General features: G+C 46.8%; 12 protein-coding genes and 2 tRNA genes. 1 reads left to right on the top strand and 13 read right to left on the bottom strand.

The annotated features are described in order from the left end of the window. Nucleotides 1-78: 78 nt before the first annotated feature. The 5 genes from BUB18_RS17185 to BUB18_RS17170 form a co-directional block, all read right to left on the bottom strand. Nucleotides 79-149, bottom strand: a tRNA-Gln gene (locus tag BUB18_RS17185). Between the two features lie 115 nt (nt 150-264). Further along, nucleotides 265-1,368 (bottom strand): sterol desaturase family protein, encoded by a 1,104-nt coding sequence (locus BUB18_RS17180; RefSeq protein ID WP_073083476.1) that lies wholly within the window; start codon nt 1,366-1,368, stop codon nt 265-267. 12 nt (nt 1,369-1,380) lie between these two features. Further along, complete coding sequence (locus BUB18_RS30105) at nt 1,381-1,509, bottom strand: hypothetical protein (RefSeq protein WP_262487687.1); 129 nt, start codon at nt 1,507-1,509, stop codon at nt 1,381-1,383. A 28-nt stretch (nt 1,510-1,537) separates the two neighbouring features. After that, nucleotides 1,538-3,007 carry a SusD/RagB family nutrient-binding outer membrane lipoprotein gene (locus tag BUB18_RS17175; RefSeq protein WP_073083475.1) on the bottom strand — a complete coding sequence of 490 codons (1,470 nt, stop codon included), beginning with the start codon at nt 3,005-3,007 and terminating at the stop codon, nt 1,538-1,540. An 18-nt stretch (nt 3,008-3,025) separates the two neighbouring features. After that, nucleotides 3,026-6,247, bottom strand: coding sequence for a SusC/RagA family TonB-linked outer membrane protein (locus BUB18_RS17170; protein WP_083550165.1), 3,222 nt, complete (start codon nt 6,245-6,247; stop codon nt 3,026-3,028). A gap of 458 nt (nt 6,248-6,705) precedes the next feature. Between BUB18_RS17170 and BUB18_RS17165 the strand changes: the two genes are divergently transcribed. Beyond that, nucleotides 6,706-8,151, top strand: a complete 1,446-nt coding sequence (locus BUB18_RS17165) for an aminoacyl-histidine dipeptidase (RefSeq protein WP_073083471.1) — start codon at nt 6,706-6,708, stop codon at nt 8,149-8,151. 194 nt (nt 8,152-8,345) lie between these two features. On the opposite strand, the gene BUB18_RS17160 is transcribed toward BUB18_RS17165, so the two are convergent. From BUB18_RS17160 to BUB18_RS17125, 8 genes are all read right to left on the bottom strand, one after another. After that, nucleotides 8,346-10,718 (bottom strand): ABC transporter permease, encoded by a 2,373-nt coding sequence (locus tag BUB18_RS17160; protein WP_073083469.1) that lies wholly within the window; start codon nt 10,716-10,718, stop codon nt 8,346-8,348. A 337-nt stretch (nt 10,719-11,055) separates the two neighbouring features. Continuing rightward, nucleotides 11,056-11,499, bottom strand: a complete 444-nt coding sequence (locus BUB18_RS17155; RefSeq protein WP_073083459.1) for a hypothetical protein — start codon at nt 11,497-11,499, stop codon at nt 11,056-11,058. A 592-nt stretch (nt 11,500-12,091) separates the two neighbouring features. Next, a tRNA-Gln gene (locus BUB18_RS17150) sits at nt 12,092-12,162 on the bottom strand. A gap of 59 nt (nt 12,163-12,221) precedes the next feature. Then, a complete protein-coding gene (locus BUB18_RS17145; RefSeq protein WP_218588053.1) occupies nt 12,222-13,262 on the bottom strand; it encodes a glycosyltransferase family 9 protein in 1,041 nt (346 codons plus the stop codon). 26 nt (nt 13,263-13,288) lie between these two features. Next, entirely contained in the window at nt 13,289-13,894 is a 606-nt protein-coding gene (locus BUB18_RS17140) for a DUF4254 domain-containing protein (protein WP_073083458.1), read from the bottom strand. Nucleotides 13,895-14,671: 777 nt separating this feature from the next. Beyond that, entirely contained in the window at nt 14,672-16,105 is a 1,434-nt protein-coding gene (locus BUB18_RS17135; RefSeq protein WP_073083456.1) for an APC family permease, read from the bottom strand. 90 nt (nt 16,106-16,195) lie between these two features. Then, nucleotides 16,196-16,801, bottom strand: a complete 606-nt coding sequence (locus BUB18_RS17130; protein ID WP_073083455.1) for an OmpH/Skp family outer membrane protein — start codon at nt 16,799-16,801, stop codon at nt 16,196-16,198. Nucleotides 16,802-16,966: 165 nt separating this feature from the next. Continuing rightward, nucleotides 16,967-17,680, bottom strand: coding sequence for a DUF4397 domain-containing protein (locus BUB18_RS17125; RefSeq protein WP_073083453.1), 714 nt, complete (start codon nt 17,678-17,680; stop codon nt 16,967-16,969). Between the last annotated feature and the right edge of the window lie 109 nt (nt 17,681-17,789).

Genomic DNA, 17,789 nt, shown 5'->3' with positions numbered 1-17,789 from the left:
TGTTATCGCCAGAAAAATTCCCGCGCACAAAAAAACCGTTGCAGTAAAATACTACAACGGTTCAAGTAAAGCCTTTTGTTGCCCGACCTGGATTCGAACCAAGACAGTCAGAACCAAAATCTGATGTACTACCCTTATACTATCGGGCATCAATGGGTCGCAAAAGTAGGATAATATTTTAAAAAAACAAGAGCTGCAGAAAAAAAATTAAGAAGCCCCGCTATAAAAATTATAGCGAGGCGTGTTATTCACATACAGCAACTATCAGATTTGTGCAGCTACAACGCTCACCGGTGGCGGCTCTACCGCATGTTCCACTGCTTCTTCTTCCGGCACGGAAGCAATCACATCTCCTACCACCGGACCATTCGCACTTAACTCGCTCCCCTCTTTTGAAGATTTAAATATCGGCCAAAGCAGCTGTGCGTACCATTCTTCCTGCTTGTAATGTTTTAGGCCATACGCTTTGGGATACTGCCGTGTGATGATGCCGGTACCAAAAATCAGGTCCCAGATAAAAAACATGTTGCCGAAATTTCCTTTGTAGTAGCCTACTCCATCATCAGTAGTATCCGCATGATGGGCGTGGTGTGTAGCCGGCGTGGATATTAATCTTTCCATCACCCAGCCTATAGGCTGCAGCACTTTGTAAGTATAAAAAGGCTTATCCCATTTGATGCTGGAATGAGCACCGGTAGTGATCAGGGATTTGATACCACCTACAAACAACGCCGCATAGCCGAGGCCGAAATAAGTCAGCGCCACCGTCAGATATATCTGCGAAAAGAAAATAGTGTAGATGATATTTTGCCGGCTCGCCATCGCCATACCCATATACGGCGCGGAATGATGCGTGCGGTGGAATCTCCATAAAACTGGCAGCTGATGGTGTAACCGGTGATACCAATACTGTGTAAGGTCATCTGCTACGGCCATGATGGCAAAGGCCCACCAGAAAGGCACCCAGGCGAAAGCATCTTTTGCATCCGGAAATACAAACGGCAATATCTTCAAACCAAAATAAGCGATGAGCGGCCGCACTACTATCTTCGGTAAAATAAAACAAACGATATCGAGTACGCGCTCATTTTTTGTCCACTTATTTTCATAGAGGCCTACGGAAAACTCCACGATGCCCACCACGAGCATGATAACCGGAAGCCCCCAGGTGCGCAGGTTCTGGAACACGAGTTCCACAACTGCCGGCATCCGAAACGGCAGCGCTTCTGTGGAAGTGGTGAGCCAGGGCCTGCTGCCGGTGATATAAAAAGTCAGAAACATCAGCGCAATAGGTGCTACATACAGCAGCAGGCTGATCAATGTATCCTTCAGGATGATCTGCGCGTTTACTTTTGCAGGTGCTGTCATAGAAAAAAACGTTTAGTGGTGTGCGTTAAAAAGATGATAGATGAACCAGATAGTACCTCCTATTACCAGCAGCGGTACCAGGAAAACAATAAAGCCAATGGCTATCTTTTTAATTATAATGGTAACATCAGCAAGTGTCATAAATTATATTTTTAGGGAGATGAAAAGGCTACTTATCCCACCACAGCGCGGGTGTTTGATACCCCGAACCTTCTGGTGTATTACGATTCAGTGATACTTCATTTTGCGGATAAGGAATTCTCCTTGGAATTTTTCCTTCCGGGTTAGCAGCGCTGGTGGCGTTTTGCGCCAGCGGAATAGCCGGATAGCCTGTACGGCGATAGTCTGTCCAGGCTTCCGGCTGCAAAAACAAAGCGATATATTTCTGGGTGATGATCGTTTTCAGGTCGGGGTTGGCCACATTTGCGGCAATGTAAGCCTGTTGCTTTTCCACAGTGGCATAAGGGTCGGAAGCATTGTTGATCACCCGCACGAAAGAAGCCCTGATAGCTGCTTCCAGTGCCGTTTTCACCAACGGGTCCTGTGGGTTTATCCGGTAGCGCGCCTCTGCCTCCAGGAATTTCGCTTCGCTGTAACTACTGATTATTACGGGAGATGTAGCCGTCCCGTAATAACTACCGATCACAGAAAAGGCACCGGACACCCCTGGCGCACTGCCCCTGTAGGTACTGCTGCCCGTAGGGTACGGAGTAGCAAAATATGCTCTGCGGGGGTCCACCAGCAGGCCTTCCGGCTTGGTAGCCGCATCGGTAACCGCATTGCCGTTGAGCAGGTTCACAAAGGAAGCTCCCAACCCTATCCAGCCAGGCCGATTGGTATTTTGCTGATAGAAGGGATTGCTGTTGGTAGTACTGGAGCCAAACACCACCTGCGCATCAGCGAGGTTTTCGGCAATGGCGCGGAACCTGCTACCATCGTACAGGGCGTTGAGCACCTGCTGCGCCGCAGCGGTGCTGCCAAGCTTCGATAAATGAATGGCATATCGTGCTTTCAGTGTGTATGCGAGCGACTTCCAACGCTCCACGTTACCACCGTAAATCACATCGTCCGTAGCAGGCAAGGCCCCGAAATTCTCCGTTGCCGGCACTGATAATTCACGGATGGCCGAATCCAGCTGCAATTGCAGGTCTGCATAAATATCCTCCTGCTTGTCAAATGCAGGATTGGTCACCTGGTTGCCACTCAACGCATCCTTATAGGGAATATCTCCAAATAAATCCGTGAGCGTACCAAAGGTATAGGTGCTCAGGATACGGGCTATTCCACTGTAGTAAGGCAGCTTTTGCGCAGCAGCCGTACGCCGCACAATCTGCAACTCATCCAGCACATCCACATAAAAGCCACGCCAGGTAGAATTAAAATAGTGAGGCGACGAAGTATAGTTATCAAACGACGCAGCATCGCCATTGGCACCGGAGGCCTGTTGTATGTATATATTCGCTATCAGTCCGCCATTCACGCCCAGGTTAAATCCCAGCGCCACCTCCGCACCAGTGAGCACAGCGCTCACCGATGTTTCAGTGGATGCATTAGGGTTAACATTGGTATCCTGTAGAGAACAGGCCACCGGGAGAATAAGTATACTAACAGCAATGGTTACACGTATTAAGAATTCCATAAGTCAATAATTGATCGGTTAAAAGGAAACGTTTAACGCCACTCCGTAGCTCTTCGTGTTAGGCGTAGTCCAGAAGTCGATACCAGCCGCATTGGACAAGCCATTGCGACTCCCCAGATCGGGATCGCTGCCGGTATAGTTGGTAGCTAACAGGAAGTTCCTGGCAGTTAGGGTAATGCTGGCCGCACTGATATGCGCCGGCTTCAAAATACGTGCAGGCAAAGCATACGTGAGGTTAACATCTTTCAATTTCAGCCAATACAAATCATGCTCCACATACAAACCCTGAATGTTGAAGGTGTTCCTGTACCATGCCTGCGACAGCACCGCCTCAATTTTATTGGGCTCTCCCTTGGAGGCAGTCACCCCATCGAACACAGTTTTGGTGCCACGGGCAATGGTGGATTCATCCACCCCGTTAAACACCATTTGAAGTCGTGGTGCATTGAAGATATCGAAGCCAAAACGCCCGTCCAGCAAAAAGGAGAAGGTAAACGCATCATAGTGAAATTCATTCCGCAGGCCTACGTTAAAATCCGGATTAGGATCGCCGATTTTAGTAAAACTGCTGTTCACAATAGGATAGCCGTAGTTGGCACTGGAAGGGTTATCGTCTATCACGGGCTTCCCTGCTGCGTTTCGCTTCACATCCGTGCCGTAAAACACACCGTAAGGTTCACCTGCCTGTCCCCTCGCTTCCATCCAAATGCCCCCCAGACTCACACTGGAAATGTTATCTGTGATGTAGTTCACCTTACTGATATTCTTGTTAAACAGTGCGGTAGCAGTCCAGTTAAACTTAGCTCCGGTAATGATCTTCTGTTGCAGGTTCAGCTCCAGTCCCTTGTTGATGATATTACCGGCATTGGTGAGCGTGTAGGCGGCACCGGTAGAATAAGGCAGCGTTACAGGGATGATCTGATCCTTGCTGCTGTTATAATAATATACGGCTTCGAGCTGTGTTCTGTCACGGAAGAAATGCAGGTCCAGCCCGGCCTCCCACGTGCTGATACGCTCGGGCTTCAGGTCTGGATTACCGATGGTGGAGCTGTAACTCAGTCCCTGCTTACCGTTGAAAGGAAAGCTGATACCACTCTGAATCCAACCGGTAGTAGTGGTAGGCACATAATACGTTTCCAGGGAATAAGGATCAGCATCGTTTCCTACCTGAGCATAGGTAGCGCGGATTTTACCAAAGTTCAGGATGTTGCTGCGCCAATGCAGCGCATCTGTAAATATAAAGCTGGTGCTTACACTTGGGTAAAAGAAAGCATTTTTGCCTTTTGCCAGTGTGGAAGTCCATTCGTTCCTGCCGGTCAGTTCCAGGTAGAGATATTTCTTGTAATCCAGCTTCAGGTCAGCATAGCCGGCTACGAGCTTTTTTCGGATGGTTTGATTAAATGTTTGGGTAGCCGCAGCGTTGGAGATGTTGAAGTTGCCGGGGATCGTCAGCCCGTCGCCACGGGTATTTACCTGGTTACGCCAGGAATCGTAATAGTTGTAGCCCAGCACTGCTGTCAGCTGCAAATCTTTATTCACGCGGTGATCCGCTACCAGCAGCACATCCAGGTTGTTATCCCTTCGGGCATAGTTTACATCATTGATAGTGCCGGTGGATACGCCTGAGGTACCGCGACTAAAAGCCCCTTTCCGGACATCGGTATAATTGTCCAGACCATACCTGGCAGTGGCTTTGAGCCAGCTGGTGAGGTCGAGGTTGGCTTCCGCAAAGGTGATAAAGCGGTTCACTTCATCCGTTTGCGGGTTCATATTGAGCGACCAGTAAGGGTTATCCCATCCGATGCCGTTGGCATAGGAGCGACTATCCCCCCATGGCCTGGCGGAGGTAGCCGGCAGCTTGTAGGACTCCGGATGCTTCCACGGATCGCTGTAGCCGTTAGTGATATCGAAATTAGCGGGGCTGTTCATGAGCGCTCTTACTACGTTGGTATTAAAGCCGCCCATGAGTGCACGGTTATTCGCACCGTCTTTGATATAGTTTACTCCGCCTGTCAGCTTCAGGCGGTTGCTCACATTATAATCACCGTTGAACCGGAATGTTTGGCGATAAAAATCTGTGGTGGGTATAATACCAGTTTGTTTCAGGTTACCATAAGAGAAGTAATAGCCCGCGTTGCCGGTATTGCCATAAAAACTGATATTGTGATCGTTCGTATAGCCGTTTACGTAAAAATTATCAATGTTATTGAAACGCTCTACGGGCACACCGTTGGAAGAAGGATCGCTTTTGCCTGTGATGGCACCACCTTTATAAAACGGGCTGGACTGTGTGCTGTAGGTAAGTGTATCCAGCAGTGCACCCCAGTTTTCATCGGAGCCGGTGGTACCGGGTTTTACATATTGCCCGCCGATGCCGTTACTGTATACATACTGCCTTGGCTGCATGCGGCGGTTGATTTTATCCACCGTAAAGGAACCGCTGTAGGTAACACCGAAAGATTTATCCGTTAAAGTGCTGCCTCTTTTGGTATTGATCACCACCGCTCCGTTGGCGGCACGGATGCCGTACAATGCAGCGGCGGCGGGGCCTTTCAGCACCGTAACGCTGGCGATGTCCGCACTGTTAATATCTATTGCCCTGTTGCTGGGCGTAGCGAGTGATACGGAGTTTGAGATGGGTAAGATATCCTGGATGGAGTTATCCACAGGGATGCCGTCTAATATAAACAGCGGCGCATTACTGCCGAGCAGGGAACTGTTGCCGCGGATTTTAATGGTGGAGGAGCCACCTGGGGAGCCGCCGGAGTTGTTGATTTGCACACCGGATACTTTTCCGCTGAGCGCCGCTACTATATTGGGTTCACGACTCTCTTTCAGGGCGGTGCCTTTCACTTCACCCACGCTGTAGCCAAGTGAGCGGGTGGCGCTTTTGATACCTACCGCGGTTACCACCACTTCAGACAGCGATTGCTGTTGTTCCAGCTTTACCACCTTATTGAGTTCATCTTTCGTGATTTCCAGCTCCTGTGGCTGGTAGCCGATGAAAGATACCACGATCGTCTGCGGAAGCTGATTGATATTTAGCTGATAATTTCCGGTAGCATCTGCCAGGGTGCCCGTTTTGCCACCTTTCAGGCGTACAGAGGCACCTGGCAGGGCTTCCAGGGTTTTGCTGTCGATCACCTTTCCCCTGAGTATGGCTGGCGCCTGCGCCAGCAGCTCCGTAGCGGGAAATAAGAGCACAGCAAGAAATATTGTCTGTCGTAAAAAAGAAGACATAATAACCAGGATTTGTTTGTAAGGAGATGTAAAGCAATAGTAGGCCCTGCCGACGCGTATGGGTCGGATTACCAGGCAGGACTATAGTGAAGGAGAAATACCGTTAACAACAACAGCAGGCAGGCATTGCACCGGCCGGTAATGAGTTTGGAGGAAACTGTTGGTAACGCGATAACTGATTCATGGTTGAAAAATTTATACATGGTTTACTTGCGCTACCCCTGCAGGTAACGTCAATAAAGAAATTTTGTGCTTTGCGTGGTGGGAACAAAGACTTTTTGCCGGAAACGGCGACTGGTGGTGGTAAATTCTTATTAGTCTACTAAAACTGTAGACAAATATACAAAGCGATTTTTAAAACACAAATATTTTAAGAAAAAAATATAGTCATGGCCGTATGATATTCGTTAAATTGAGCCCGTTATTTCCACAGGAATAACCACTAAAACGTTACAACAATGGAATGGAAAGACCTTCAGCCACAGTCACTGTGGTCATATTTCGCAGCACTCAATGCGATCCCAAGGGCTTCTAAAAAAGAGGCTGCCGTAATTGATTTCGTAGTAAAATTCGGCGAGCAGCTGGGCCTCGCTACCACTAAGGATAAAGTGGGCAACGTGGTGATTAAAAAGCCCGCCACACCGGGCATGGAAAATAAAAAAACAGTTGTATTGCAGTCGCACCTGGATATGGTGCATCAAAAAAATAACGATACCAATTTCGACTTTGACACCCAGGGTATTGATATGTATATCGACGGCGACTGGGTAAAAGCCAGAGGCACCACCCTCGGTGCGGATAACGGTATTGGTGTGGCAGCAATCATGGCAGTGCTGGCAGATAAAACTCTCCAGCATGGCCCGTTGGAAGCACTGTTCACCATCGATGAAGAAACCGGTATGACCGGTGCCATCCAGCTGGATCCTTCCATGGTTAGCGGTAGCATCTTACTAAATCTGGATACAGAAGAAGAACATGCCTTCACCATTGGCTGCGCCGGTGGCCTGGATACCAATACCCGCGGGGAATACCAACAGATCCCCGCAGGCGACGGATTTCTGTCGTACGAAATAGAACTGAAAGGGCTCCTCGGCGGCCACTCCGGCATGGACATACATAAAGGTCGCGGTAATGCCAACAAACTGATGAACCGCCTCCTGTACAAAGCACAACCGCTGTTTGATATACAACTGGTAAGCATAAACGGAGGTAGTCTGCGCAATGCCATTCCCCGTGAAAGCACGGCACAGGTCCTGATCTCCAAAGCAGAGGAAGCTGACTTCCTGGAGTTTATCAGCAACTTCACCGCCACACTCAAAGCAGAATACAGCGCCATTGAAAAAGACCTGACCATTGAACTGAAAAAAGCCACCAACCCCGGCATGATGATGGAGCCAGCCTATTTCGAAAAGCTCACCCGCGCGCTCTACGCCCTGCCTAACGGCGTTTACCGCATGAGCCCCGAGATAGACGGCCTCGTGGAAACATCTACCAACCTCGCACGCGTTATCGTGAAAGATGGCGTGTTTACCACCCAATCCCTGCAACGCAGCAGCGTAGAAAGTACGAAGGAAGATGTGGCCTACGCCGTGCGTGCCGGACTGGAAAACATGGGTTGCGAGATTAACCAGGAAGGCGGATATCCAGGCTGGAAGCCAAATCCAAACTCCGAAATTCTCCAACTGATGACTAAGCTGTTTGAAGCCCAATATGGCAAAGCACCGGAAGTTGGAGCCGTGCACGCAGGGCTGGAATGTGGCATACTCGGTGCCCACCTGCCAGGCATGGATATGATTTCATTTGGTCCTACCATCCTGGATGCACATTCACCCAAAGAGCGCGTGCAGATTTCATCAGTGGAAAGATTCTATCAACTGTTTACGAATACACTGAAGACGATTTAACCAATACTTTTGCGAAAAGGCCACTCCTGTAATTGGTTCATTCTGCATCTGATGCATATCATTTTATGGTCGGAGAGACGGCGCCAGTGGCACCGCCTCTCCGCATTTTGATCTGTTGCCAAAGGCAAAAGATCAAAATGTGGCAACAAAAAAGGCCGGAAAAATCCGGCCTTTGTAATATAAAATCAATCAACTTATTGTGATTTGAGACTGTGTACAGGATTTAATAACGCTGCCCTGATTGCCTGATAGCTGACCGTACACACCGTAATCAATACCGCCAGCAGCAATGCAGCTGCAAATAATATCGGGCTCGGCTCCGTATGATAAGCGTATTTACTTAGCCAGGAGTTCAGCCCCATCCAGGCAACAGGTACGGCAATGGCGCCACCAATCATCACCAGCACTACAAACTGTGTACTCAGCAGCAACCAGAGGTTAGTTACTGAAGCCCCCATCACTTTTCGTATCGCAATTTCTTTAGTGCGGGTAGCCGCTGTTAAAGCCGCTAAACCCAGCAACCCAAGGCAGGACACAAAAATAGCCAGCACCGCGAAAATGCCTGCCAGCTTGCCGGTGAGCGTTTCCATTTTAAATTTCTGCTGATAATCCACATCTGCAAAAGTATAATTATACAGGTAGGTAGGGTTATATTGCTGAAAAATGCGGGAAGTCTTTTCAAGCGCATCCGCAGTAGGCATGTGCTCCGAGAGGCGATAGATCACCATCCCGTTTTTATCACTGTGGTAAAAAACCGTTGGCTCACTCGGTGTAAAAGGTGAAACCATCAGCGCATCCTTCACTACTCCCACTATCTGCGCACGTAGTGTGCCATTCCAGGTAATCATCTGGCCTATGGGAGATGCCAGCCCCAGCTGTTTCACGGCGGCCTCGTTCACTATCACGGTATTCGAATCAGCAGCTATCGTAGAATGGAAGTCCCTCCCCTCCTTGAGTTGCATGCCGGTAGTGTTAAAATAATCTTCCATCACTGCTACGCGTGCCACGTTGAGGTAGTTGGCGGAAGCCGTAGTTTTCCCCTTCCAGTCGTTAATCACACTGTGCGACCATACGGCTGTTGTTGGGCTGGTAGCAGCAGTTACCGACTTTACGGCGCCGGAAGCCAGCAGGTCATTTTTAAGGGCGGTAAAATTGCGGCTCAGGTCAAGCGTCATTTCTGTAGACACCAATCCTGAAATATTGTAACCAGTAGGCCGGGATTTACCATACTGTATCTGTTGATATATGGTTGCCGTAGCAATAATCAATGCAATAGAAGCAGCAAATTGAATAATCACCATTGTTTTCATAACGCCGCTGCCTTTCTTACCCGGTTGCTTCAGGCCTTTTAGCACTATTACCGGCCGGTAGGCGGATAATACAAATGCCGGGCGACTGCCAGCCAGCAAGGTTACCAACATAATAAAGGCCAAGAGCACGCCCCAGGCCGCAGGCTTGCCTACAGGCAGTTTTAGTTCACTACCAGCCAGCGCATTGAAGGCAGGTAATACTGCTGCCAGCAGCAGCAGGCTACATACCGTTGCTATCACCGTTAGTAAAAGCGACTGTGTAAGGAATTGCAGTATCAGGTCTGTTTTGCCCGAACCTATTGCCTTGCGAACACCTACCTCTTTTGCACGCTTGTCGGATTGTGCCACGGAGAGGTTCACAAAATTGATACAGGCAATTAGTAAGATTAATATACCGATGCTCATAAACATGCGCACGTAGCTGATGAATCCACTGGCAGGTTTACCGTTTTCTACGTGATCGTATAGTCGCCACTGTGAGGCCGGATGCAGCATGGCTGTTAAATGACTATCCTGTAGCCCTTTCGCTATCAGTCCCGAAGCCTGTTTTGCTACCAGGTCGGGATTCACGCCCGGAGCCAATTTTACAAAACACTGAAAGGAATTATTACCAAAATCCGACCGTGCATTTTGCATCCATTCATTTTCAGGGAACAAAATTTTAAATGGGAAAACAAAATCGAAAGGTACCGTTGCGTTTCCAGGAACATCTTCAATAATACCCGTTACCCGCAGGTTAAACTGGTTATCTACCTTTACAATTTTATTCATTGGATCTGCATCTCCAAAAATTGCTTTGGCAGTGGATTTTGTAAGTACAATACTGTTAGGATCCTGCAATAAATCTTTACCACCTCTGAGCACAGGTATGCGGAAGATATCCAGGAAATCTACATCTGCCGCGCCGCCGGTAAACTCAAATTTCTTATCACCCACTACAAATGTTCTTTTGGAAAACACATCGGTAATCGCTGATTTCTCCACACCGGTTACTTCGTTGCGAACACCTTCCGTTAAGGGAATAGAAACCCAGGGCATCGTTTCCATCTGCCCGTCATTATTGATATAATTGGTTTTAAGCTGATATACCTGCTTGTAGTCCGGCAGAAATTTATTGTAGGTGTACTGCTCATACGCCCACATACCAATGAGCAATGTTACTGCCATTCCTATTGCCAGTCCTGATACATTCAGCAACGTATATCCCGGATTGGATTTACAATTGCGCCACGCTGATTTCAGGTAGTTTCGGATCATAAAAAAATGGATTTCAGATAGGTCAACTAATAAAATGCCATGTCGTAAGATATTGAATTTCAATCTAATTAAAATTCTTTATTGTTCAAAAGCGAACACGCCGCGGTTGAATCCGAACAGCAATTGAATAGTACGCTAACAGGCTCCTGTGCAGGTATGTAATTAATAGTTACTGACAATCCTTTTGAAGAAAGGTAAAATTACCTATAGAAAAAATTTCACGAACCTCTTGCAATTCAGGCATTCGATAAAAGATGAAATCAATGAGGTCAACCATTCAATATTTAAGTAAGACTATCTCCTGATAGCGACAGGAGATAGTCTTCATAAATTTTATTTACAGTGTAAAAGTAATGTCAATCGTGGTACCATTATCAGCAGCAGTCAGGGTCCTTATAGGTGAGTATATTTTAACCCCGGCAATAGTCAAACTCGCCTGTATTATATCTCCGGGTTCGAATGCCAGATTTCTGGAGATATCATCCGGACAGAAATAAACAGAGGCATCCATGCTGGTGAAAACCTCTGATTGTGAGAGGCTGGCAATTGTACATGGACTTACCGAAACTCCCAACAGATTAATAACATGTAACCTTGCTTTTACGTATAAATAGCGACGCGCTGCTTTTCCATTGGCTTCATTTGCAGCGGGCAGCTCCTGATGTTTTAATTCCGGGATGCTCTTCCGGATTGGCTGATCAGGATCATTTTGTCCTGCAAAAGACATCGTAGGAGCACCTACAAACAGGCAGAAAAATAAGATTAGTTGGATTGCTTTCATATAATGAGATTTATGAAGCAAATCTATACTTCATCCAATGAAAAATAGCTGCAGTATGCCGGTTCCACCAGACTATCCACAACAACGTTAGTATGGACACCAAACCATTTAATATTCGCCATCTGACCTCTACCCCCTTTTTTATATCACAATGTTGTTGTCATTAATTCATTATATGACACACATAGCGGATTCTGTTATAGTATTCCATATGCTCTGTTATAAGTGATTAAATTTTCCTTGGAAATCGAATGATGGTTATAGATAATAAGAAACACAAATACTGACAACTAAAAGCAGCTTAATTGAAACATCTACTACGAAGCTTGCCAGGCATTCATTAGTATTACAGCTTCCAGGTGTAAGGCCATAGAATCTATGCTATAAAACTAATAAGTCGCTATGGAGCGAATTTAGACACACTTCGACGCTGGAAACATGCTAAAGAAATTGCCTTTGGGGTGCGTAGGCAACTATTCATGGCAGAATATTGTACCTGCCATCAAAAGTGCAACCCCTAAGTGCAACTCCTATAAAAAATGCTATAATACTGGAAAAAGAAAAGCCGCTGTGAAAGCGGCTTTTGAAGTAGTTGCCCGACCTGGATTCGAACCAAGACAGTCAGAACCAAAATCTGATGTACTACCCTTATACTATCGGGCAAGGCCCCCTTTGTTTGGGATGGCAAAAGTATAACTTTTTTTGAATCTGCAAAAAAAATTTTAAAAACCTGCTTTTTCTGTGATCTGGTCAGGCTTTATCCATTCCATACAGGCATGGTCGCCTCTGAAACATGGCTTATTTCCGAATACAGAACATGGGCGGCAAGGCAGGTCGTTTATCTGCACCGCATTGCTTTCCTGTTGTCCGTAGCCCATGAAGCCGGCAAATGGATGTGTTGCGCCCCATACTGAAATTACCGGCACCCCAAATAAAGATGCCAGATGCATATTGGCAGAGTCCATACTCACCATCCGGTCCAACTGACTGATCACTGTCAGCTCATCCTTTAGGGAAAATTTGCCGGCTACCGATACCGAATTAGGGTATTTATCAGCCAGCGCCTGTAATAGCTCCGCCTCGTTTTTTCCACCACCAAACAGTAAAATTTTATTATTTGGCCGGGAAGATAAGGATGCTATCACCTCTTCCATTTTCCCCAGTGGATACATCTTCTCCCGGTAAGTGGCGAAAGGAGCGATTCCTATCCACTTTTGCTGCCCTTTGTTACCTAATACTGCCATGGCAGGTACGGAAAGCTCCCTGGGGCTAAAAACAGGCTTTGTGCCCATTTCCACGGATATGCCCAGTTGGCGGAATACCATCGCATAGCGCTCAATAGTGGAAGAAAGCGGTTTTAATATCTTATTTTCCTGCCTGGTAAGTGCTTTCTTTTCTGCACGGCCCTTATCAATAGTGCGCACCCGTACCCCCGTAGCCCGGAAAAAAGTGCTCACGATTTTAGACCGCAGCACATTATGCAAATCCGCTACCGCAGCAATGTTAAACTGGCTCCTCAGCTCCCGGAACAATCTGAAAAGACCGGGAATGCCTTTATGAGCGCCCTTAAAATCTGCCGGATAAAAAATTAAACGCTCCATGCCCTCCACCAATGCGCCCCAGTTTTTGTTGGATACAAAAACGATCTGGAGGTCAGGCTGGCTGTCAAGCACCTGTTTCATGACGGGTATAGTCATGGCCATATCGCCCAGCGCCGAAAAGCGGAAAACGAGCAGTGTACGTCTGGTTGCAGCAGCTGCCAAGGTAGTCAGATTTGAGTGAGTGATGGTTATTGTGCGCCTTTGTAAAGCACGGGATTCAGCGAAGGATCATTGTACATCTTCATCTGTTTGTAGACTTTCATGTACTTTTTACCGGCTGCAATATCCGTCAGCAAGGCCTCGATAGCGGTGCCCAGGTCGCTGCGCTGTTCCAGCAAAATATCGAGCTTACGCTGGCAGGCCTCCCGGTGCTCAGGGGTAGCATCCGCACGGGTAGCCTCCTCCTGCATGTGGTAAATCTTCAGCGCCAAAATCGACAGACGATCAATTGCCCATGCCGGACTTTCCGTATTGATAGCCGCATCCGCAGCAGGCGTTACAGTTTTGTATTTTTCGAGGAAGTAGCTGTCGATGTATTCTACCACATCAGTACGCTCCTGGTTGGACTTATCGATCCAGCGTTTGATACCCAGTGCTTCCACAGGGTCAATATTTGGATTACGGATAATATCTTCCAGGTGCCACTGCACGGTATCTATCCAGTTTTTCAGGTAAAGCAGGTGCTCAATGCTGCTTTTGTCATATGGATTGCTGATGGCTTGATGCACATCATTATACTGGTGGTAGTCCAGTATGCTCTGGTTAAAAATCTGATTGCACAGTTGAGTAAACATCTGTCAAAATTATAACTAATTTCTATATCTCACAAAGGAAGCCGTTGTATTCACACGGATTGTATGCCGCGCAAAGCGCGACACCCTAACACATGACACCGAAGGTGTCATGCGCTATATCCACAACTCCTGACGAGGTAGCAAAACCTTCGGTTTTACTTTCCCTGATGCTGCGCTCCGCGCGGGCCGGCTGGTGCCAGGAATAGGCAGAAATGAAAAAAGCGCACGGTTGAAACCATACGCTTATTGTAAAAGATTGTCATGTGAATGTTCGAGAATGCAAATCGTGTAGGCATCAATGGTTATCTTGTGGATGTTTAATCCCGCAAGGTCATTACCTCATAACTTGTTACTCCGGCTAACGCACAGCTACGGTAATAGCACAGCCGTCAGCGCTGGTATAAATATTTTAGAATTGTAATTTTTTTAAATGAAGTATACATTACTCTATGGCAAAAATTTTTGAGGGTTTCAAAAAACAATCCAGTCACATTGATCAGTCACATTTCAATTTACTGCCTTCGCAGTGGGAACAATCAATAATCTAAAGTGGTTCTTTGATGCCGGACTATCAAACTCATTTCCTCAATATGATGTCCTAAGGGCCGATTTAATTTCAGGGTTTCAAATCATTTACTACTACTAATCGGGGAAACTGCCGCCTCGTTATCTCTCTGCCTCTTGATGCAAATTAAAGTGGGCCACTGCAATATTATGTGCAGTGGCCCACTTTTTTTATACAACGTTCGTGTGAAAATTCAGCTTTATTTTTCCATTTTAGCTCGCCTGATTCCTGCGTTGCCTGCTCATAGCTAGATAATATAACGGAACACCCATCAGGATAATACCCAGTCCTGGCAAGGTATAGCGCGTTTCAAACATCAACAGCAATAAGGCTAACCCCAACGCTACAACGATGTAGATAACGGGTAACACGGGATACCCAAATGCTTTATATGGCCGCTCAATATCCGGACGCTTACTGCGTAAAACAAATATGCCTAAAATCGTGAGTATATAAAACAGTAATACACCAAAGATTACCAGCGCCAGTAAGTCGTTGTACCTACCGGTCAGGCAAAGGAACGATGCCCAGAAGCACTGTATCCACAGCCCTTTCGCCGGTACGCTGTTCGCATTCAGCTCACCAGCCCCTTTGAAAAACAGCTTGTCCTGAGCCATGGTGTAGTAAATACGTGCACCGGATAAAATCAATCCGTTGTTGCACCCAAATGTGGAAATCATGATCATTACTGCAATCACCATGCTGCCGGTGTTACCAAAAATATGCTCTGCTGCCGCCACGCCTACCCGGTCATTAGCAGCAAATGCTATCTCCTTAACAGGCAAAACAGCAAGGTACATCAGGTTAGCACTCACGTAGATAATCGTAACAATCAACGTACCCAGAAACAAGGAACGCCCGATATTTTTCTGCGGATTTTTAATCTCCGCTGCAATGAATGTAACGTTGTTCCAGGCATCACTCGAAAACAGGGAACCTTTCATGGAAATAGCAATGGCACCCATCAGGCCTATGCCGCTTAATGCCGAAGTCACCATGTTACCATCCGTAAGACTCAACGAGCTGGCATTCCAGGCATTCTCCCAGTTGGCATTCCAGATTTCTGCTTTTGCGCCCAGCAAAAAGCCGAAAATAATCAATCCAAAAAGTGACAGCAGCTTAGCCAGTGTAAATACCGTCTGTATCACCTTCCCGTGTTTCACACCACGTGTATTGATATACGTTAGTATCACGATGGAAACAATCGCTACAATCTGTGCTGCTGAAATATTCACCAGCGATGACTCAAACAAAATATTTTTTTCACTGAAACCCGGTACGAGGTATGCGGTAAACTTCGCAAATGCCACAGCCACAGCGGCAATGGTACCGGTTTGAATAACGCCGAACTGCGTCCAGCCAAATAAGAAGGCAATAAAAGGGTTGTAGGCTTCGCGCAGGTACACATACTGCCCACCTGCTTTCGGGTACATACCGGATAATTCTCCGTAACTCAAAGCGGCTATCAGTGTTACCACGCCTGCCAGCACCCACATGGCGGTGATCCAGCCGGCACCACCTACGTTGCGGGCAATTTCTGCGGTAACAAGAAATATCCCGGAACCTATCATGGATCCGGCTACTACCATAGTGGCATCGAGTAAGCCCAATGTGGGCTTGAATGATTTAGTTTGGTTGATTTCCATAAGTTAAAGTAGAAGTACAAAAAAAATCCTGGCTCAATGAACCAGGACTATAAGGTAGTGATTTTCTCCAAGATTGTGAATTTAGGCAGCTTATTTTGCCGGGGTTGCACCCTGCTCATTCATGCCTTTGATCACCTCAGCAGTAATATCATAATTGGAATCTTTCCAGAGGATGTTACTTACACCTTTGCGGTAAGAGAAGATGTAGGCAAAACGTTTGTCCTTGTTGAAAGCTTCCAGGAAATTGTCGAGGCGGGTCTGCAGCTCATCATTGAATTTAGCTTCCTGCTCAGAGTAGGTAGCACGCATCTGTGCAGCTTCCTGCTCCAGCTGTTGCTTCTTGGCCAGGATACTACGTTGTGCATTCTCACCCTGCTCCTGTGTCAGCGTCTGCGCTCTGCGCTGCAGATCTTCAAACTCATTTTGCAGACTGCGGGCTTTTGCCTGCAGCGTATTATCCATTGATTGCTGTTTCTTCTCGAGCTCTGCTCTCTTTTCTTTAAAATACTCAAAACGCGCTTCCAGAGAATCTAAGTCAACATACGCAATTTTGAAACTGGCAGCAGTAGCAGCATTATTAGTGGTTGATGCAGCCGGTGCATTGTTCGCAGATTTGTTGTTCTGGCACGCCATGAACAAGCCTGCTGTCAGTGTGGCCAATAATCCTTTTGTTACGATTTGATTACGAGTGCGCATGTTTAAGGGTAGATTTTCTACAATTTTGAAATAGAACGGCTAAAATAGAACTTTTGCCGGATTTTCAAATTTAGTTTTAAATTTTTAGCTATGTTTTAACTTACCAGGTGGCTATTCGCTTGGCTACAGCAGGATACAGCCGCTTGAAGTCCCAATATAGGCATTTTAGTTATGCTGAACCACAAATACCTTGAAATTTAAGGAATCCAGCGCATTGCCGGTGGCCACATACGTATATACCTTCCCTTTCTGCAGGTTCATTGGGAAAGTACCTAATCGCTTGGTGGAGTCTACCCAGTTTACATTCAGGTGGTAGGTGCTGTCGCCCTGAATCGTTTTAAAATCAGAAAACGCAGTAAACTGCATCGCCCTGAATCCCCAAACGTAGCGACTGGTATCTACCTTGAAATCCATTGCCAGTGCGGATTTATTATTCCTGTTAGTCTTATAGGTATCGCTCATATCCACTACCCGGTACCTGGCCTGCCCTCCAGAAACATTTGACAGATCATCTTCCGCCAGTGTCATCCTTAAACCATTAGGCACCTCGTTGGTAGTGTCAATCCCCAGGTAGGTAGAGATGTGTTTGCCATTACGAAGATTGACCTGTCCAAAGTTTATCAGCACATTGGGTTTGCTCACGTCATAAATATACAGGTTGTAAGCCTGGGCCTTAAAAGAACGGTAGGTCGTTGACTGGCCGTAAGCCACGCCGGTAGAGATGTTCACCGTATCTATCAGCACACCGAAAGTAGTATTAGGCACGCCGTTGAAAAACATAAAATTGGAGGAGGTCTGCGGAATCGCGCTGTCACTGTCTTTCTTACACGCCGCCAGGATGGCCATCGCCGCTATCGCGATTATGATAAACTTTTTCATCAGATCCGGATCAGTTTTTAAGAACTCAAAAATAACTTTTAATTGGTTTTAAACAATTATTACCCGCGGCCGTCTAATCCATACACTTTATAAAAAAACCAAACACGTA

Source organism: Chitinophaga jiangningensis, from assembly GCF_900142605.1.
GTDB lineage: Bacteria > Bacteroidota > Bacteroidia > Chitinophagales > Chitinophagaceae > Chitinophaga > Chitinophaga jiangningensis.
Note: the sequence above shows the minus strand (reverse complement) of the source record. Positions and strands in the feature narration are given on the sequence as shown.

Bases quoted from the DNA above. Each gene is read 5' to 3' on its own strand.
- BUB18_RS17180 (WP_073083476.1), bottom strand. From the start codon at position 1,368: ATGACAGCACCTGCAAAAGTAAACGCGCAGATCATCCTGAAGGATACA.
- BUB18_RS30105 (WP_262487687.1), bottom strand. From the start codon at position 1,509: ATGACACTTGCTGATGTTACCATTATAATTAAAAAGATAGCCATTGGC.
- BUB18_RS17175 (WP_073083475.1), bottom strand. From the start codon at position 3,007: ATGGAATTCTTAATACGTGTAACCATTGCTGTTAGTATACTTATTCTC.
- BUB18_RS17170 (WP_083550165.1), bottom strand. From the start codon at position 6,247: ATGTCTTCTTTTTTACGACAGACAATATTTCTTGCTGTGCTCTTATTT.
- BUB18_RS17165 (WP_073083471.1), top strand. From the start codon at position 6,706: ATGGAATGGAAAGACCTTCAGCCACAGTCACTGTGGTCATATTTCGCA.
- BUB18_RS17160 (WP_073083469.1), bottom strand. From the start codon at position 10,718: ATGATCCGAAACTACCTGAAATCAGCGTGGCGCAATTGTAAATCCAAT.
- BUB18_RS17155 (WP_073083459.1), bottom strand. From the start codon at position 11,499: ATGAAAGCAATCCAACTAATCTTATTTTTCTGCCTGTTTGTAGGTGCT.
- BUB18_RS17140 (WP_073083458.1), bottom strand. From the start codon at position 13,894: ATGTTTACTCAACTGTGCAATCAGATTTTTAACCAGAGCATACTGGAC.
- BUB18_RS17135 (WP_073083456.1), bottom strand. From the start codon at position 16,105: ATGGAAATCAACCAAACTAAATCATTCAAGCCCACATTGGGCTTACTC.
- BUB18_RS17130 (WP_073083455.1), bottom strand. From the start codon at position 16,801: ATGCGCACTCGTAATCAAATCGTAACAAAAGGATTATTGGCCACACTG.
- BUB18_RS17125 (WP_073083453.1), bottom strand. From the start codon at position 17,680: ATGAAAAAGTTTATCATAATCGCGATAGCGGCGATGGCCATCCTGGCG.